Annotated in this window: 12 protein-coding genes; 7 read left to right on the top strand and 5 right to left on the bottom strand. The window is 71.4% G+C overall.

What is annotated here, in order from left to right:
- The first annotated feature begins 2 nt into the window (after positions 1-2).
- The 5 genes from AC1Q9M_RS23060 to AC1Q9M_RS23080 are packed head-to-tail and all read left to right on the top strand — an operon-like array spanning position 3 to position 5,744.
- On the top strand, positions 3-869 hold the full coding sequence (locus tag AC1Q9M_RS23060; RefSeq protein WP_492435948.1) for a LamG domain-containing protein: 867 nt from the start codon (positions 3-5) through the stop codon (positions 867-869).
- Positions 866-2,128, top strand: a complete 1,263-nt coding sequence (locus AC1Q9M_RS23065) for a glycosyltransferase WbuB (protein ID WP_382322291.1) — start codon at positions 866-868, stop codon at positions 2,126-2,128. Before AC1Q9M_RS23060 ends, AC1Q9M_RS23065 begins: the two co-directional genes overlap by 4 nt.
- The gene (locus AC1Q9M_RS23070) at positions 2,107-2,871 is read left to right on the top strand and encodes a polysaccharide biosynthesis/export family protein (RefSeq protein WP_382322292.1); all 765 of its coding nucleotides are present in this window, start codon (positions 2,107-2,109) and stop codon (positions 2,869-2,871) included. Before AC1Q9M_RS23065 ends, AC1Q9M_RS23070 begins: the two co-directional genes overlap by 22 nt.
- 13 nt (positions 2,872-2,884) lie before the next feature.
- Positions 2,885-5,275, top strand: coding sequence for a GumC family protein (locus tag AC1Q9M_RS23075; protein ID WP_492435951.1), 2,391 nt, complete (start codon positions 2,885-2,887; stop codon positions 5,273-5,275).
- Position 5,276: 1 nt separating this feature from the next.
- Positions 5,277-5,744: a J domain-containing protein gene (locus AC1Q9M_RS23080; protein WP_382153001.1), complete on the top strand. Its 468-nt coding sequence runs from the start codon at positions 5,277-5,279 to the stop codon at positions 5,742-5,744.
- Here AC1Q9M_RS23080 and mltA read toward each other — a convergent pair.
- Positions 5,684-6,952 (bottom strand): murein transglycosylase A, encoded by a 1,269-nt coding sequence (mltA, locus tag AC1Q9M_RS23085; protein WP_492435954.1) that lies wholly within the window; start codon positions 6,950-6,952, stop codon positions 5,684-5,686. The two genes, AC1Q9M_RS23080 and mltA, sit on opposite strands and share 61 nt — an antisense overlap.
- Here mltA and AC1Q9M_RS23090 point away from each other — a divergent pair.
- On the top strand, positions 6,885-7,037 hold the full coding sequence (locus AC1Q9M_RS23090) for a hypothetical protein (protein WP_382152996.1): 153 nt from the start codon (positions 6,885-6,887) through the stop codon (positions 7,035-7,037). The genes mltA and AC1Q9M_RS23090 overlap by 68 nt on opposite strands.
- A gap of 15 nt (positions 7,038-7,052) precedes the next feature.
- On the opposite strand, the gene AC1Q9M_RS23095 is transcribed toward AC1Q9M_RS23090, so the two are convergent.
- From AC1Q9M_RS23095 to AC1Q9M_RS23110, 4 genes are read right to left on the bottom strand one after another with little or no spacing between them, the layout of a single operon-like run.
- Positions 7,053-7,682: a response regulator transcription factor gene (locus AC1Q9M_RS23095; protein ID WP_382152994.1), complete on the bottom strand. Its 630-nt coding sequence runs from the start codon at positions 7,680-7,682 to the stop codon at positions 7,053-7,055.
- Positions 7,679-9,772, bottom strand: a complete 2,094-nt coding sequence (locus AC1Q9M_RS23100) for a two-component system sensor histidine kinase NtrB (protein ID WP_444687721.1) — start codon at positions 9,770-9,772, stop codon at positions 7,679-7,681. The genes AC1Q9M_RS23095 and AC1Q9M_RS23100 overlap by 4 nt, the downstream gene beginning before the upstream one ends.
- Positions 9,773-9,783: 11 nt before the next feature.
- Positions 9,784-10,590 (bottom strand): carbon-nitrogen hydrolase family protein, encoded by an 807-nt coding sequence (locus AC1Q9M_RS23105; RefSeq protein WP_444687722.1) that lies wholly within the window; start codon positions 10,588-10,590, stop codon positions 9,784-9,786.
- A gap of 29 nt (positions 10,591-10,619) precedes the next feature.
- Positions 10,620-14,828, bottom strand: coding sequence for a YhdP family protein (locus AC1Q9M_RS23110; protein WP_492435957.1), 4,209 nt, complete (start codon positions 14,826-14,828; stop codon positions 10,620-10,622).
- 14 nt (positions 14,829-14,842) lie between these two features.
- Here AC1Q9M_RS23110 and glnE point away from each other — a divergent pair, with 14 nt between their 5' ends.
- A complete protein-coding gene (glnE, locus tag AC1Q9M_RS23115; protein WP_382322298.1) occupies positions 14,843-17,722 on the top strand; it encodes a bifunctional [glutamate--ammonia ligase]-adenylyl-L-tyrosine phosphorylase/[glutamate--ammonia-ligase] adenylyltransferase in 2,880 nt (959 codons plus the stop codon).
- Positions 17,723-17,725 lie beyond the last annotated feature (3 nt).

Raw genomic sequence — 17,725 nt, forward strand, 5'->3', positions numbered from 1 at the left:
GCATGCACACCCCCACCCCGTCCCAGTTCATCACCGCCCTGTGCCTGGCGTGGCCCGCCTGGGCGCACGCCAACGACGCGCTGATCTGCCAGGACGCCTCGACACCGGAAGGCGCCACGCAGGTGGGCGCGCTGCAAGCGCTGTTCCGCGATTGCCCCCGGGTCGACGACGTGGACTTCACGGGCCGGGCCGACGGGCGCAAGTACTACAACGGCCTGTACTTCACGCCGCCGAAAGACCGCAGCCTCTACGAGCAGGCCGACGATGGCGTGGTGCTGCAGCGCGGCGGCGTGATGGCCACCGCGAAGATGAGCTCGCACCCCGGCCAGTTCCCCTTGCTGCGCGGCGACCGGCCGTTCTACATCGAGGCGCAGGTCGCGATCTCGTCCAACCACCGCGACAACTTCCCGGCGATCTGGCTGATGCCGATCGAGCACAACCTGCGCATGGAGGACGTGTACGAAGGCGATCCGAAGAGTTTCGAGCGCTGGTTCGAGCTGGACATCGACGAAGGCGGCTTCGGACCGGGCGGCCACCACACCGCGATTTCCTGGACCGGCATCTTCCCCAACTACAAGAAGATCCAGAACCCCAACCCGACCTCGAAGGAGCCGCTGGACCGCACCCAGCCCAACGTCTTCGGCGTCTCCTATTCCCCCGACACCCTCACCGTGCGCTGGTGGCTCAACGGCCGGCAGGTGCTGGAGGCGGGCCCGCCCTACGTGCCCGAGATCGCCCGGCGGCAGAACTTCTACCTGATCGTCTCCGCGCAAAGCCACAAGAACGTCAGCCACTACCAGATGAAGTTCATGGGCGTGCGCGCCTTCGTGGGCGGCGCGGTGGCATCGAAAGCGAAAGGCCGGCCGTGAAGCTGCTCATCTACGGCATCAACTTCGCGCCCGAACTCACCGGCATCGGCAAGTACACCGGCGAGATGGCGCAGTGGCTGGCCGCCGCGGGGCACGAGGTGCGTGTGATCACCGCGCCGCCCTACTACCCGGCCTGGAAGGTGGGCGAGGGCCACAGCGCCCGGCGCTACCGCACCGAGTCCTGGCAGGGTGTTCGGGTGATGCGCGCGCCGCTGTGGGTGCCGCACCAGCCCGGCGGCCTCAAGCGCCTGCTGCACCTGGGCAGCTTCGCCCTGAGCAGCCTGCCGGTGCTGTGCGCGCAGTGGCGCTGGAAACCCGACGTGGTGTGGGTGGTGGAGCCGCCCCTGATGTGCGCCCCCGCCGCGGTGGCCTTCGCGTCCCTGCGCGGCGCCAGCAGCTGGCTGCACATCCAGGACTACGAGGTGGACGCCGCGTTCGACCTGGGTCTGATCCAGGGCCCCACGCTGCGCCGCTGGGTCGAGCGCGCCGAGCGCTGGCTGATGCGCCGCTTCGACCGCGTCTCCACCATCTCGGGCCGCATGGTGGACCGCGCGCGGCGCAAGGGCGTGGCGGCCGAGCGGGTGCTGCACTTCCCGAACTGGGTCGACATCAGCGGCATCACGCCGCTGGCCGCGCCCAGCGCCTACCGCGCCGAGCTGGGCCTGGCGCCCGACGCCGTGGTGGCCCTCTACTCCGGCAACATGGGCAACAAGCAAGGCCTGGAGACCCTGGCCGAGGTGGCCCGCCTGCTGCAGGACGAGCCGCGCATCCAGCTGGTGCTGGGGGGCAACGGCTCCGGCCGGGCCGATCTGCAGGCGCGCTGCGCGGGCCTGCCCAACGTGCGCTTCCTGGACCTGCAACCGCTGGACCGCCTGAACGACTGGCTGGGCCTGGCCGACGTGCACCTGCTGCCCCAGCGCGCCGATGCCGCGGACCTGGTGATGCCGTCCAAGCTCACCGGCATGCTGGCCAGCGGCCGCGCCGTGCTCGCCACCGCGTTGCCCGGCACCGAGCTGTGCCGGGTGGTGGTGCAGGACGCCGCCTGCGGCCTCGTGGTACCGCCCGAGAACCCGGCCGCCCTGGCCGACGCGCTGCGCGCACTCGCGGCCGACCCGGTGCGCCGCGCCGAATGGGGCGCCAACGGCCGCCGCTACGCGGAGGCCGAGTTGAGCCAGGACGTGGTCCTGCGCCGCTTCGAAATGCAATTGCTGGCCTTGGGCCAGAAAGGGGAAACGCTATGCGCCACCAGCTCTTCATGACCCTCCGGCCCTGGGTGTTCTGGGCCACCGGGATGCTGATCCTGGCCGCGGCCGGGCCGCTGCAGGCCCAGACCCAGACGCCCGTGGCGGCGGACGCCGCGAAGGCGCAGGCCGTGCCGGCCAGCGCGCCGCTGGACCCCAACGGGGCCACCCTCGGGCCCACGCCCTCACCCGCCGAGGGCGTGGACGCGAACTACCGCATCTCGCCCAACGACCTGATGGCCTTCGACGTGTTCGGCGTGCCCGACATGAAGCGCGATGTGCGCGTGAACGCCTCGGGCGAGGTTTCGCTGCCGCTCATTGGCCAGGTGCCGGTGGCCGGGCTCACGGCGCAGGCCGCGGAGCGGCTGATCGCCCAGCGCTACCAGGAGAAGTACCTGCAGGACCCGCAGGTCTCGCTCTTCATCAAGGAGTTCACCACGCAGCGCGTCGCCATCGAAGGCGCGGTGATCCGGCCGGGCATCTACCCGGTGACGGGCCAGCTCACCTTGCTGCGCGCCCTGGCCTTGTCGGGCGGCTTCGCGCCCTACGCCGACATCAACCAGATCGTCGTCTACCGCCACGGCAGCAGCGGCGCGCGCGAACAGTTCACCTACGACCTCGACAAGGTGCGCGCGGGCCAGGAGAAGGACCCGAACATCCGCTCGGACGACGTGATCGTGGTCCAGCGCAACGCCCGGCGCACCGCGCTGAGGGATTCGCTCTTCAGCGACATCCTGAGCACGCTCAACCCTTTCAAGTGACGGGAGATCCGCCATGGCCACCGACCAACACCCCCTGCCCTTCGTGCCCGACCCGAGGGACGCGCTGGGCCCGCACCGCGAGGCCGCGCCGTCCGAGCGGGCGCGCTCCCGCGGCGAAGCCATCGCGCTGACCGAGGACCGCATCGACCTGCGGACCCTCTACCGCGCGCTGGTGCGGCGCAAAGGGACCATCCTGGGCATCGCCGTCCTGGGCACCCTGGCCGCCGGCGTGTACACGCTGAGCCTCACGCCGCAGTACGAGAGCTCGGCCATGCTGCAGATCGACCGCGCGGCGCAGAAGGTGGTGGGCTTCAACACCGAGGTCGAGGTGGAGGAGGGCCCGCTGTCCGATCAGCTGCAGCTGCGCACCCAGGTGGAGCTGCTCAAGAGCCGCAGCCTGGCCGAGCGCGTGATCGATGAAATGGGCCTGCACAAGCCGGGCGCCATGAGTTCACCGCCCTCACCGGACGTCGCCGAAGCCGCCGGGGTGGTGAGCGGCACCGGGCTGCTGGACCAGGCCGCGGCCCTGGCCCGCCAAGCGTGGAGCCAGCTGCACGCGCTGATCGCCCCGGTGCCGTCCAGCCCCGAGTCGTTCAGCCGGGCGGGCACGTTGGCGCAGTTCCAGCAGGCGGTCACCGTGGAGCCGGTGCGCAACTCGCGCCTGGTGCAGGTCAGCGTGCGCAACGCCGACCCGGATCTGGCCGCCGCCATCGCCAACACCATGGCCAAAGCCTTCATTGCCATGCACATCGAGCGCCGGCTGGACTCGTCGATCTACGCGCGCCAGTTCCTGGAGGAGCAGATCCGCCAGAGCAAGGCCAAGCTGGAAGCAAGCGAGCGCGTCATCAACGAGTACGCCAAGAAGAACCAGATCCTGAACCTGGGCGACAAGGGCAGCGCCACCACCCAGACCTTCGTGGACTTCTCCACCGCGCTGACCCAGGCGCAGCAGGAGCGCATCAAGGCCGAGACGCTGTACAACCAGGTCCGGCTCAACCCCGAGAGCGCGCCCCAGGCGGTGGTCAACGAGGCCATCCGCGCCTACAAGGAGCAGCGCGCCCGGCTCGAGGCCGACTACGCCAAGAACCGCAGCGTGTTCAAGCCGGACTACCCCGCCATGGTGCAGGCGCGCGCCCAGATCGCCGAGCTCGATGGCCGCATCAAGACCGAGGTGAACAACATCCTCTCCAGCATCCAGGGCCAGTACATGGCCGCCGTGAAGGCCGAAGAGCAGCTCAAGAACAAGGTGGCCGCCAGCCGCAGCGAGGTGCTCACCGTGCAGGACCGCAGCGTGGACATGAACCTGCTCAGCCGCGAGCTGGACACCAACCGGCAGGTGTACGACAGCCTGCTGCAGCGCCTGCGCGAGGTGAGCGTGACCGCGGGCATCACCACCAACAACGTGAGCATCGTCGATCAGGCGGCGGTGCCGCGCTTCCCGGCCTCGCCCAACCTGAAGATCAACATCGGGCTGGGCCTGGTGCTGGGCCTGTTCCTGGGCATGCTGGCCGCCCTGCTGCGCGAGCAGATGGACGACTCGGTCAAGAGCGCCAACGACATCGAGGGCTCTTACCAGCTGCCCCTGCTGGGCCTGATCCCGTTCACCCGGGGCCCCCGGGTGCGCCGCGAACCGGTGGCCCTGCTGGCGCACCGCGAGCCGCGCAGCACCTTCGCCGAGTCCTACCGCTCGGTGCGCACCGTGCTGCAGTTCGGTTCGCCCGACGGCCCGCCCCAGCGCTTCATGGTGACCAGCTGTGGCAACGGCGAGGGCAAGAGCACCACCGCGCTCGCGCTGGCCATCAACTTCGCCCAACTCGGCCAGAGGGTCCTGCTGATCGATGCCGACATGCGCAAGGGCGGGCTGCACAAGATGCTCAAGCTGTCCAACGAGCGCGGCCTGTCCAGCCTGCTGGAGGCCGACCGCGCGATCCAGGGCGTGATCCAGGAGACGGCGGTGGCGAACCTGGGGGTCATCACTGCGGGCCCCACGCCGCCCGACCCGGTGGAGCTGCTGATGGGGCCCCGGCTGGGCGCCCTGCTGGAGCAGGCGCAGGCCCTGGGCTACACGCAGGTCGTGATCGACGGGCCGCCGCTGCTGGGCCTGGCGGACGCGATCGTGCTGGGCAACCAGATCCCCAACATCGTGCTGGCGGTGAAGGCCGGCGGCACGCGCAAGGACAGCATGAAGGACGCGCTGCGCCGCCTGCGCACCGCCGGCCTCGCCCCCATGGGCGTGGTGCTCACGCACGCCCGCAACGAGCACAGCAACGACCACGCCTACGCGGCCTACTACGGCCACGGCGCCCCGCCCGCGCCCAAGCCGGCACCGGTGCGCAGCCCGGCCCCCGTCGCGTTGCCGCCGGGCACCCGCATCGAGCCCACGCTGGACACATCCGCCGCCTGACATGACCCCGCCCGACGGGAGACGCCTGCTGCCGGCCCTGCTGGCCTTCGAGCGCGCGCCCGGCCGCTACCCCGTGGCGCTGCGCGAACCGCGCCCGCTGTTCGCGCACATCGACAGCGTGATGCGCCTGGCCGCCGGGCGCCCGGTGGAGGGCCTGCCGGCGGCCGCCGCCCACAACCCCGAGCTGCGCCGCGCGGCGCGCTTCTTCGTGCGCACGGTGATGCTGCGCCCGGGCTCGGACCCCTACACCCTGCTGGGCCTGACGCCGGACTTCGAGCCGGCGCAACTGCGCGAGCACTACCGGCTGATGATCCGCCTGACGCACCCGGACTTCGAAGCCGCGGGCGAACGCTGGCCCGCCGGCGCGGCCACGCGGATCAACCTGGCCAACGACCTGCTGTCACTGCGTCAGCGCGGCCACAAGGCCCACAGCTGCAGCGGCTGCTTGAGCGCGGCGGCCGTGAGATAGGCCTCGTCGCTCCAGCCGCCCCAGCCCATGAACAGGTCGGCGCGCACCGCGCCCACGATGGCGCCGCCCGTGTCCTGCGCCATCACCAGGCGCTGCGCGTTCATCGTCGGGCCCTGGGTGGCCAGCCATACCGGCGTGCCATAGGGAATGCTCTGCGGATCGACCGCGATCGAGCGCCCGGGCGTGAGCGGCACGTTCTGCGCACCGCGCGGGCCGAAGCGCGCGTCCAGCTCCGACAGCGCCTCTTCGCGGAAGAACACGGTGCGCGGGTTGCTCCACAGCATCTCGTTGAGGCGCTGCGGGTTCTGCAGGGCCCAGGCCTTGATGGCCGACCACGAGGCCTCGTTGATGGCGCGCTGGTCGAGCAGCCAGCGGCCCACGCTCTGGTACGGATGGCCGTTGTGCGCCGCGAAGGCCACCCGCACCTGGCGCGTGCGCCCGTCGGCCTCGGCGATGTTCAGGCGGCCCGAGCCCTGGATCTGCAGGATCAGCGCGTCGATGGGGTCGGCCAGCCAGGCCACGGCGCGCCCCTGCAGCGCGGCCTGCGCGGCGGGCAGCGTGTCGATCTCCTGGCGGCTGTGCCAGGGCTGGCCGGGCCGCAGCCCCGGCGGCGGGCCATAGAGCGGCACGCGGTAGGTGGCGGTGGGCACGCGGCTGGCGGCCATGATGGGCTCGTAGTAACCGGTGAGCAGGCCGGCCGGCAGGCTGCCATCGACCTCGGTGACGCGGTAGGGCAGGAAGCGGCGCATCACCCAGGCCTGCTGCTCGGCGGCGGTGGCGATGGAGAGCTGGCGCACTTCGGCGCACAGGCCCGTATGGCCCGCCACCGGCCGCTCGCAGCCGCGCACCCAGGCGTTCCACACCTCGTGCAGGCTGTCCTGCCCCCAGCCGGGCAGTTCGCTCCAGCGCACCGGCACCCAGCGGCTCTTGCCGCGCAGCATCGGGGCGGGCAGCACCGTGTCGTCGGGCGCCGCCACCACCGGGGGCACCCCGGTGACCGGAGGCGGCATGGGGGGATAGGTGCGGGGGTCAATCGCGCAGGACGCCAGGCTTCCTACAATCAGGGCGCTCCCGATCCAGCGCAGCGCCCTCTGGCCGCTGCCGTTCTTTCCACCCCTCGCAGAAACGCCATTCCTTCCCATGACCCTGTTGTTGCTTGAAGCGCTTGGCGCGCTGGTGTTGCTGGTGTTCATCGTGTGGTGGACCATGTTTTCGGGTCGCAAGAAAGGCGAGTTGCCCGAGGAAGCGGCGCCACGCGAGAAGGACGAAGCCCCGCCATCCCGGCGCGACTGAGGCGAACGCCGCCGCTCACGGCGGGCGCAGCACGTTGGCCAGTTCGACCGCGGACTTCACGCCCATCTTGTCGAACACGCGCGAGCGGTGCACCTCCACCGTGCGCACGCTGATGTTGAGCTGGTCGGCCACCAGCTTGTTGGGCAGGCCGGCGATCACCAGGTCCATCACGTCGCGCTCGCGATCGGTCAGGCTGTCCAGGCGCTGCTGCAGCTCGCGCTGGATGCGCTGCTGGGCCAGCACCTGGGCCGAGCGGTCCAGCGCCTGCTCGACGCGGTCGACCAGCGCGTTGTCCGAAAACGGTTTCTCGCAGAAGTCGAAGGCGCCGCGCTTGACGGCGTCGACCGCGGTGGGCACGTCGGCGTGGCCCGAGAGAAAGATCACCGGCACCGCAGCCTTCCAGGGCAGCTGCTGCATGCGCTCGAACAGCGTGAGCCCGCTCATGCCCGGCATGCGCACGTCGAGCACCACGCAGCACGGCGCCTCGGGCGCCTGGGTCCACACGGCGGCCTCGGCCTGGAAGGCCTCGGCATGGTCGTAGCCTTCGCTGAGCAGGCGGCGCGTGCGCAGCAGCCAGGCCAGCGCCTGGCGCACCTCGGCGTCGTCGTCGACGAGGTAGATCTTCGCGTCGGGATGCTGCGTCATGCGCCCGATGATAGAGGAGCGACCTGCACCGGCGCCGCGGGCAGGGTGAAGCGGAACACGGTGCCGCGCGGCTCGTTGGGCTCGTGGGTGAGCGCGCCGCCGTGCTGCTCGATCACGGTGCGGCACAGGCTCAGCCCCAGGCCCATGCCTTCGGCGCGGGTGGTGAAGAAGGGCGTGAACAGCTTGGCCTGCACCTCCTCGCTCAGCCCCAGGCCATGGTCGGTGACGGAGAAGGCGACCCAGGTCTTCTGCGGCAGGCCGCCCGGCGCGAGGCCCGAATGCAGGCGCGCCTGCCCCACCTCCAGGCGCAGCACGCGCAGGCTCATGCGCGAGGACGGATCGGTCAGCGGCATGGCCTGCATGCCGTTGCGCGCGAGGTTGAGCAGCACCTGTTCGACCATGGTGCGGTCGCACAGCACCGAGGGGCACTCGGGCGCGACCTGGATCTGCAGGCGGATGCCCTGCTTCTTGGCCTGCAGGCTCAGCAGCGGAAGGATGGCGTCGATCAGGCTCTTGGGCGTGACCGCCTCGCGCACCTGTTGGCGCCGCCGCACGAAGTCGGCCACGCTCTTGATGACGCGCGCCGCGCGCTCGGCCTGCTCGCCGATGCGCCGCACGGCCTGCATCAGGTCGGCCTGCACCGGGTCGGCCACCGCCGCGCCCGAGCCCTCGGGCTGCTCCAGCAGGTTGAGCGTGCCGCTGGCGTAGCTCGAGATCGCGGCCAGCGGCTGGTTGAGCTCATGGCTCAGCAGCGAGGCCATCTCGCCCATGGTGGCCAGGCGCGCGGTGGCCTGCAGGCGCTCCTGCGAGGCGCGGTTGAGGTCTTCCACGCGGCGCTGCTCGGTCAGGTCCAGGATGGCGCTCATGAAACCGGTCTGCTTGCCCTGCGCATCGATCAGCGGCGCCTCGATGATGAGCACCGGGAAGCGCGTGCCGTCCGGCCGCTGGAACACCGACTCGTAGCCCTCGCGCGGCAGCACCTGCCCGGCCAGCCGCACCATCTGGCGCTGCTGGTACTCGTCCACCAGCTCGGGCGGCCACCAGGGCGCCGGCAGGCCGGTGCCCACGAGCTGTTCGGCCGTGAGGCCCACCATGTCGCAGAAGGCCGGGTTCACGTAGGTGATGCGGCCCTGCATGTCGCGCGCGCGCAGGCCGGTCACCAGCGAGTCTTCCATCGCCTTGCGGAACGCCAGGGATTTGGCGACCTCCATCTCGGCGCGCTGGCGGCGGCGGATGTCGCGCCCGAGCAGGAACAGCACCGACAGCAACGCCAGCGAGAGCGCGCTGACCATGGCGGTGAGCACATTGGGGAACAGGCCGCGCAACAGGCGCGGGCTCTGCAACTGCAGGATCAGCGTGTGGCCCGGCAGGTCGAGCACCTGGCGCGCGGTGAGGGTGCGGCGCGTGCCGGTGACGATGCTGTGCAGGGCCAGGCGCGTGCCGTCGGCCTCGTTGAAGGCCAGCCCCCGGCCGCGCAGCAGGTCGCGGTTGGTCAGCTCCGAGAGCAGGCCGGGCAGCGAATAGGTGGCCACCAGGAACCCATTGGGCAGGCCGGCGCGCGCCACCGGCAGGCACATCTCGATCAGTTCCAGGCCCTTGCCGTGGCGCAGCGGCCAGAAGTAGCTGCTCGAGTAGGCCGGCCCGGACAGCCGCCGCGCGTGGTCGCAGGCCAGGCGCACTTCGGGCAGGGCCTGGTCGCGGTCCAGGTAACCGAACAGCTCGGGGATGAAGGGCGTGTCGCGCGCGGCGGTCACCTGTTGCGCGTTGTCGCGCCATTCGAGCCGAACGATTTCCCGGTGCTGCGCCATCAGCTCGGCCGCCGGGAAGGCCCAGGAATCGGCCGTGGGCGCCACGCTGTGCAGCGACTGCAGGGTCTGCACGTTGCGCACCAGGCTGCTGCGGATGTCGCTCACGAGCGAGGCCGCGTCCTGCTCCAGCGCGGTCTGGTCGCGCGACTCTTCGTACTCCGCGGCCAGGAAGATCAGCACCCCCAGCAGCGTCACCACCAGCAGCAGCAGCGCCGCCCACAGGCGCCAGCGGAGCGAGCGAAGGCTTTCGCGCCACGCGCGGATGAAGTGCGGGCGCTCCATGGTCGACAGGGTCAGAGGCGGCGGTGCTGCAGCGAAGGCAGTTGTTCGCGCACGCTGCGCAGGCGCTCGATGTCCAGGTCGGCCAGCACCACGCCGGGGCCTTCGGCCTGCAGCGCCATCACCTCGCCCCAGGGGTCGATCACCATGCTGTGGCCCCAGGTGCGGCGGCCGTTCTCGTGCACGCCGCCCTGGGCGCTGGCGATCACGAAGGCCTGGTTCTCGATCGCGCGGGCGCGCAGCAGCACCTCCCAGTGCGAGCGGCCGGTGGTGTAGGTGAAGGCCGCCGGCACGAGCAGGATGTCGGCGGCGAGCATGCGGTAGAGCTCGCCAAAGCGCAGGTCGTAGCAGACGCTCTGGCCCACGCGCCAGTCCTGGCCTGCGTGGTCGCGGCACTCGAACACGGTGGGCGTGTCGCCCGCGACCAGCACCGTGGCCTCGTCGTAGTGCTCGGTGCCGTTGTCGTAGCGGAACAGGTGGATCTTGTCGTAGCGGCTGGTGCTCTCGCCGCGCGGGTCGTAGACCACCGAGGCGTTGGCCGCGTGGCTGGGGTCGTCGGTGGCCATGGGCAACGTGCCGCCGACGATCCACATCTTGAGGTCGCGCGCGGCGTCGGAGAGGAAGTCCTGCACCTTGCCCAGGCCGGGCGTTTCGGCCAGCACCAGCTTGTCCTCGTCCCTGGCGCCCATGAAGCAGAAGTACTCGGGCAGCACCGCGAGCTCGGCCCCACCCGCGGCGGCCTGGCGCAGCAGGCGCAGGGCTTCGCTGAGGTTGACGTCCAGGCTGATGCCCGAAACCATCTGGATGGCGGCGACTTTCATGCGGTGTCCTTTCGGTGAAGCCTGACAGCTTACTGCAGCACGGGCGTGGGGTCGCGCGGTGCCGCGGCGGCCGGTGAAGCCCGCTCGACCTTGTCCACCTGCGGGTCGGCCCAGCTGCCGGTGATGCGGAACTCCTGCGTCGTCGCCGACTGCAGCGGCTGACGCAGCAGGAATTGCGCCAGGAAGGTGCCCAGGCCGATGGCCGGGTTGATGGCGGTGGCGATCAGCGAGGCGGTGCCGGCGTTGATCTCGGGCACCACCACCACCTTGAGGTCCTGCTGCTCGCGCGCGATGTCGGCGCTGCCTTCCATCAGCACGGCCGCGTTCACGCCCTTCATCTGCAGGTTGTTGGTGTGCAGCACGCCCCGCTCCAGGCGCGCGTCGCCGCGCACGAAGTCGAAGGCGAAGCCTTCGGAGAACACATCTCGGAAGTCGAGCACCAGGCGGCGCGGCAGGGCCTGCAGGCTGAGCACGCCCAGCAGGCGCCCGGCGCCGGGGTCGACCTTGAGGAACTGGCCGCGCTCGATGTCGGCGTGGATCTGGCCCGACAGGCTGGGGTAGTCGATCGCCAGCGGCGAGCCGATCCAGCCGATGTTGCCCTCGAGCCGCCCCTTGCCGCCGCGCACCAGGCCCTCGCGGCCGAAGCGGGTGAGCAGCTGGCCCGAGTCGTCGATGTCGAGCCGGAAATTGAGCGCGGTGCGGCGCTGGCCGGCCGCACCGGCCCCGGCGGCGACCCAGTTGCCGGTGGCGCTCAGGCGCGCCTCGGGCGAAGCGACGCGCAGCCGGGTCAGGCGCCATTCGCTGCCGCGCAGCGGCCCGCCGCGGTTGATGGCCTCGACCTCCACGCGCCCCAGGTTGCGGCCGGCGATGGTGAGCTCGTCCACCGCGATGTCCAGCGAGGGCACGCTGGTGGTGGGCTGCTCCAGCAGCTGTTCGACCTCGGTCGCCGCCGAGGGCTCCAGCTGCAGGCGCTTGAGGCGCGCGTACACATTGCCCGCCGTGCCCGGGCCCGACTGGCGCACCGACACGTAGCCGTTGAGCTCGTTGGCGTCGATGTTGGCCTGCCACTGCGCACCTTCGCGCGAGCCCCCCAGCACCACGCGGTGGAATTGGCGCCCGCGCACCGTGAGGCGGTCGGCGCGCACCGCCAGCGTGGTGGGCAGGTAGGCCAGGCTGGCGTTCTGGTCGCTGACCGGGCCCACGCGCGGCAGCACCGTGGCGCCGGCCGTGGCCGCCGTGCGCACGTCCACCCCCGTGGTGGTGTTGAACGCGCGCTCCCAGGCATCGGTGTCGAGCTGCGCGAGCTGCACATGGGCGGCCACGCCCTCGGGCGGCAGGGACGCGGCGGTGTTGTCGCCCTCCACGCCGACCGCGATGGCGCCGCGCAGCACCCGCGGCTCGCCGCTGCCGAGTTCGCGCTCGTACTGCAGCGAGGCCACCGGCGCCAGCGAGGAGCCGAGCTGAATCGCCAGCCGGTCGGTGCGCGCGCTCTCACCCGCCACGTTGAGCACGTGGTTTTCGTAGCGCAGCGGCAGGCTGGCCTCGGCCGCCTTGTTCAAGGGCGCCGGCAGGTTCAGCGCCAGGCCCTGCAGGTTGCTCGTCACCTGCAGCTCGGGCACGCCCGCGCGAAAGCCGAGCTGGGCCGTGTAGGCCGTGCTGCCGCTGGCGTGCTGGAACAGGCGCGAGACAAAACCCAGTCCGGCCTCGCGCAGGCCGTCGGCGCTGGCCAGGCCCTGGCCCCGGAACTGCACCTGGGCCGCGCCCTTGGCATCGACCTGCATGCCGCCCTCGAAGCGCAGGTCGCCGCCGTACACCCGGGCCTGGGCCGCCTTGACCGAGAAACCGGTTTCGCTGAAGGCCAGGTTGCCGCTGGCGCGCCCGAGCAGGGGCGCATCGGGACTGATCTGCAGGTCGTTGCCGTCGAGCTTGACGGTGCCGCTGACCTTGGTGGCGTGGGGGTCGGCCAGCGGCAGCTGGAGCGCGAACCCCACTTGCGCTGCCCCGGCGCCGGTGCGGGCCCGCGCCAGCGCCTGGCCCGTCATGGCGTTGAGCGGCGAGCCCTGCACGAAGCCCAGTGCCTCGTTCGCCGGCCCCTGGGCCTGGGCGTTCACTTGCAACACACCGTCGTGGCCCAGGTGCTCGATGCCCACCTGTCCCTTGCTCAGGCGCACGCCGGGCGCGTTCGCCACGCCGCCTTCGAGCGCGCTGAGCTTGAGCGAGGCGCGATCGAGCAGCAGCTCGCCCGAGACACCGCGCAGCGCGGGCCAGGCCGCTTCGCCCGCTTTCTGCAGGTAGGCCGGGATGTAGTCGAAGTCCACGTTGCGCAGCGGCGCGCTGATGCGGAACTCGCCGCGCTCGCCGGGTTTCTCGAAGGGCACGTGATCGACCAGCCCCTGCACGCGGAACTCGACCCGGTTCGAGCTGCCGCCGCGCACCGCCTCGCGCACGTAGTGGCGCGCATCGGCATTCACGGTGAGCGGCAGGTAGCGGTGCACGCGCGTGGCGTCGGCGCGGGTGAGCGTGGCGGTGAGGTCGAGCACGCCCGGAAAACGCGAGGCGGCCGAGCCGGCCGGCACCTCGCTGGTCTGCCAGCGCACCTGGGCCGTGCCCTCGGCATCGGCGTTGCTCAGGCGCACGTTGTCGAGCTGGGCTTCGATGCGCTCGCCCTGCACGCGCCAGGAAAAATCGGCCTCCAGCTGATCGACCGGCACACTGGGGTCTTCGAACACATCGGGCAGTTCCACGGTGCCGTCCGCCACGCTGATGTGCGCCCGGCCGCCCGCCTGGTTGAGGTCGAAGTCCACCGTGGCGCCCGAGATGCCGGGGCGACCGGGCAGCGGGAAACGCCCCGAGATGGACATGCGGCCGCTGGGTTCGCCCGCGACCGACAGGCCGCTGACCCGCCCCTTGGCCTGGTAGCTCGCCAGGTCCCAGCCCGACGGCGGCGCCGCGCCGGCCGCGCGCTGCCAGCGGGCCGAAAAGCCGTCCACCCGGCCCACCGGCCGCAGCTGCTCCAGCCGCTGGTGCGCTTCGGCCGGCAGGGGCAGGCGGCTGGCGAGGGCCGCGAGCGCGCCCAGCTCCAGCCGCTCGGCGCTGAGCTCGGTGCTCGCGCCCTGCTGCCCGGCCAGGGCGGCCGTGTGCTGCAGGCGCAGCCGGCCGCTGGGCCACTCCACGCCCTCGCGGGTGCGGAAACGCAGGTCGTCGGTGGCCACATTGAAGCCCGCTTCGGACCACTGCGCGGCCAGCCGGCCCTGCAGTTCGTCGATCGCCAGGGCCGGCAGCTCGGGGCCGAGCTGGGCTTCCACGTCGCGCAACGCCAAATCGGTCGTAGCGCCCGCCACGGCCCCGTTGACCACGTCGGCCCAGGCGCGCAGCGCGCCTTGCCCGGCGCGCACGTCAACGCCCCAGGTCGACAGGTCCGCGTAGGCCCGCAGGCGCGCCACGTCCACATGGCTGAAGTCCGCGTACAGCTCGCCGCCCCAGTTGTGCCAGATCGATTGACCGGGCGCGCGGCCACCGAGCTCGATCAGGGGCTCGCGCAGGCGCCCCCGCACGCTCAGGCCCTCACCCCATTCGGCCGGCGGCGTGGCGTCGAGCCGGAACTGGTGCGTGCGGGCTGTGTTGCGCACCACGAAGCTCAAGGCCCCCAGGGCCAGCGGGGGTTGGGCGCGCAGCTCGTCCGTCCAGCGCACGGTGCCGTTCTGGATGACGAACTCGCGCAGGGAGAAGAACCAGTCGGCGGCGCGGCCGTCCTGCTGGCCCGGGCCCGCGATGTCGAGCCCGGCCACCTCGATGCGGCCCTGCGCGGTGCGCCGCACGTCCAGCACCGGCTGGTCGATCACGACCTGTTCGAAGTTGCCGTGCCAGAGGGAGCGCACCGACACCGCGGTGCGCACCAGCGGCAGGTGCAGGGCGACGCGGCCATGGGGATCGAACAGCTGCACGTCGCGCAGCTCGAAAGACGGCATGAAGGCGGGCAGGAAACCCAGGCCGCTGGTGGTGTTGTCGGCCCGGATCTCGCCCACCTTCACCGGAGCACCCACCGTGCTGCTGGCCCATCGTTCCAGCTCAGGGCGCCATTCGCCGATTCGGGGCACAATCCACCAATTCAGCGCTGCCCAGGTCAGCACGAAGAGGCCCCAGGCCAGGAACACGAGCCACAAGCAAAGCCGGGCCACCACCGAAAGTGTCTTGAGGGTTCGCGTGGCAGGGGCGATGGGAGCCGGGCTTTGATTCATGTCCACCGCAAATTATGACGGCCAGCCATTTCACAGGTTCCACAGCGGAAGCGCCCGTTTTGTCATCAAATGTGAACCCCTGTCCGCCGCTCTCGGCCCAAGACCGCCAGGCCGAGCACTCGCGCTTCGTGCAGCGGGTGCGCCGCCGCTACGCCACTGAACTGCCCTGCCTTCCCCCGGGAGAACCCGTGCTCGCCAGCATGCGGGCCTGCCTGGGCGTGCTGCGCGAGCGCGGCCTGCCGGTGCCCGCCGCCCTGCGCGTGCTGCGCCAGCTGGTGCTGGAGCGCCTGGTGGTGCTCGACTGCGAGCAGGGCGCGCCGCTGGCCGTGGTCACGCGCGCCGTCACCGAACTGGCCGAACTCGCGCTCGACGAAGCCTGCACCCTGGCCTGTGCCGATCTGGACGAGCTGCACGGCGCGCCGCAGTTCACCACGCCCAAGGGCGAGCTGCAGCGCGCGCAGCTGTGGGTGATCGGCATGGGCAAGCTGGGCGCGCGCGAGCTCAATGTGTCGAGCGACATCGACCTGATCTACGTCTACGACCAGGACGGTGAGACCGCCGGCAACGCCCAGGGCCGCCAGCGCATCAGCAACCACGAGTACTTCGGCAAGGCCGTCAAGCACATCTACAACACCGTGGGCGAGACCACCGAACACGGCAACGTGTTCCGCGTCGACCTGGCCCTGCGGCCCAACGGCAACTCCGGGCCCAGCGCGGTCTCGCTCGGGGCGCTCGAAGAGTATTTCCTGGTGCAGGGCCGCGAGTGGGAACGTTTCGCCTGGCTCAAGAGCCGCGTGATCGCCCCCACCGCCTGCGTGCAGGACCGCAGCGCCAGCGCGCTGCGCGGCACCGTGCTGCCCTTCGTGTTCCGCCGCTACCTCGACTACGGCGTGTTCGATGCCTTGCGCACGCTGCACCGGCAGATCCGCGACCACGCGTCCAAACGCGCCGCCGGCAACCCGGGGCGATCGAACGACGTGAAGCTCTCGCGCGGCGGCATCCGCGAGATCGAGTTCACCGTGCAGCTGCTGCAGGTGGTGCGCGGCGGCCAGTTCCCCGAGCTGCGCACGAGGCCCACGCTGGATGCGCTGCAGCGCCTGTGCAAGGCCGGCCTGATGCCGCCGGCCACGGCCACCGCGCTGGCGCAGGCCTACGAATTCCTGCGCCGGGTCGAGCACCGCATCCAGTACCTGGACGACCAGCAGACCCACGTGATGCCCACGCGCGACGACGACCTGGCCTGGCTCGCTGCCACGCTCGGTTACCCCGACGTGTGCGCCTTCCTGCACGCGCTGGATGCGCACCGCGAGCTGGTGGCCCAGGAGTTCGACACCCTGCTCGGCGGCCCCACCAACGGCGGCTGCAACGGCAAGGGCTGCGGCAGCAAGAAGAACGGCGCCAACGGCCGCAGCGCGGTCGACGACCTGCAAAGCGTGCTGGAGCAGCTGCCCCCGGCCTTCGCGGCCCGCGTGGGCCAATGGCTCGAACACCCACGCGTGCTCGCGCTGCGCGAGGACACCCGCGCGCGCCTGGTGCGGCTGGTGCAGCGCACCGGGGCCTGGATCGACGAAGGCCGCGTGAGCGAAGAGGCCGCGCTGCGCATGGCCGACTGGATCGAGCCGCTGCTGCGCCGCGAAAGTTACCTCGCCCTGTTGCAGGAACGGCCCTCGGTGCACGAGCGCCTGCTGCGCCTGCTGGGCGCGGCCAAGTGGCCCGCGCGTTACCTGATCAAGCACCCCGGCGTGATCGACGAACTCGCCAGCCAGCAGCTGCTGACCGACCGCTTCGATGCCGCGCAGTTCGAGGACGAGCTGGAGGCGCGGCGCACCGCACTGCGCTCCACCGGCGAGGACGATGAAGAAGCCCTGCTCAACCTGCTGCGCCGCGCGCACCACGCCGAGGTGTTCCGCACCCTGGCGCGCGACGTGGAGAAGGTGCTCACCGTCGAACAGGTGGCCGACGACCTCTCCGCCCTGGCCGACTCGGTGCTGCGCACCACCGCGCGCTGGTGCTGGGCCCGCCTCAAGAGCCGCCACCGCGACGAGCCCAGCTTCGCCATCATTGGCTACGGCAAGCTCGGTGGCAAGGAACTCGGCTACGGCAGCGACCTGGACATCGTCTTCGTCTACGAGGACGAACACGAGAACGCCCCCGAGATCTACGCCGCCTTCGTGCGCAAGATGATCAACTGGCTCACGGTGAAGACCGGCGAGGGCGACCTGTTCGAGATCGACACCGCGCTGCGGCCCAACGGCAACTCGGGCCTGCTGGTCACCAGCTTCACGGCCTACGCCAACTACCAGCAGCAGCGCGGCAGCAACACCGCCTGGACCTGGGAACACCAGGCCATGACGCGCGCGCGTTTTGTGCTCGGTGGTGTGGCCGAGAGCCCGCCGCCGGGCCGCCCGCCGCAGAGCGGCGGAGCGTGGGGGCTCTCCCTCGCCGGCCGCTTCGACGCGGTGCGCGAGGCGGTCATCACGGCCGAGCGCGACGCCGCCTCGCTGGCCGCCGAGATCGTCGCCATGCGCGGCAAGGTGCGCGCGGCGCACCCGGTGCGCGGCGAACGCTTCGACGTGAAACACAGCCCGGGTGGCATGGTGGACGTGGAGTTCGTGGTGCAGTACCTGGTGCTGCTGCACTCGCGCGCGCACCCCGAGCTGCGCGCCAACACCGGCAACATCAACCTGCTGCGGCGCGCCGAAAGCGCGGGCCTGCTCGAGCCCGGCATGGGCGAGGCCGCGGCCCGCGCCTACCGCGAGCTGCGCCAGATCCAGCACACCGCGCGGCTGGACGAAGCGCCCACGCAGGTCGATGCGGCGCAGGTCGAAGAAGCCGCTCGCGCGGTGCTGGCGATGTGGCAACACGTGCTGGGCCGCGTCGCGTCGACCGCTTGAACG

The sequence above is a fragment of the Hydrogenophaga sp. GW823-FHT04C09 genome, assembly GCF_058796355.1.

Coding starts and splice junctions, on each gene's coding strand:
- AC1Q9M_RS23060 (WP_492435948.1), top strand. CDS start 3: ATGCACACCCCCACCCCGTCCCAGTTCATCACCGCCCTGTGCCTGGCG.
- AC1Q9M_RS23070 (WP_382322292.1), top strand. CDS start 2,107: ATGCGCCACCAGCTCTTCATGACCCTCCGGCCCTGGGTGTTCTGGGCC.
- AC1Q9M_RS23075 (WP_492435951.1), top strand. CDS start 2,885: ATGGCCACCGACCAACACCCCCTGCCCTTCGTGCCCGACCCGAGGGAC.
- AC1Q9M_RS23080 (WP_382153001.1), top strand. CDS start 5,277: ATGACCCCGCCCGACGGGAGACGCCTGCTGCCGGCCCTGCTGGCCTTC.
- AC1Q9M_RS23090 (WP_382152996.1), top strand. CDS start 6,885: ATGACCCTGTTGTTGCTTGAAGCGCTTGGCGCGCTGGTGTTGCTGGTG.
- mltA (WP_492435954.1), bottom strand. CDS start 6,952: ATGGTCCACCACACGATGAACACCAGCAACACCAGCGCGCCAAGCGCT.
- AC1Q9M_RS23095 (WP_382152994.1), bottom strand. CDS start 7,682: ATGACGCAGCATCCCGACGCGAAGATCTACCTCGTCGACGACGACGCC.
- AC1Q9M_RS23100 (WP_444687721.1), bottom strand. CDS start 9,772: ATGGAGCGCCCGCACTTCATCCGCGCGTGGCGCGAAAGCCTTCGCTCG.
- AC1Q9M_RS23105 (WP_444687722.1), bottom strand. CDS start 10,590: ATGAAAGTCGCCGCCATCCAGATGGTTTCGGGCATCAGCCTGGACGTC.
- AC1Q9M_RS23110 (WP_492435957.1), bottom strand. CDS start 14,828: ATGAATCAAAGCCCGGCTCCCATCGCCCCTGCCACGCGAACCCTCAAG.
- glnE (WP_382322298.1), top strand. CDS start 14,843: ATGACGGCCAGCCATTTCACAGGTTCCACAGCGGAAGCGCCCGTTTTG.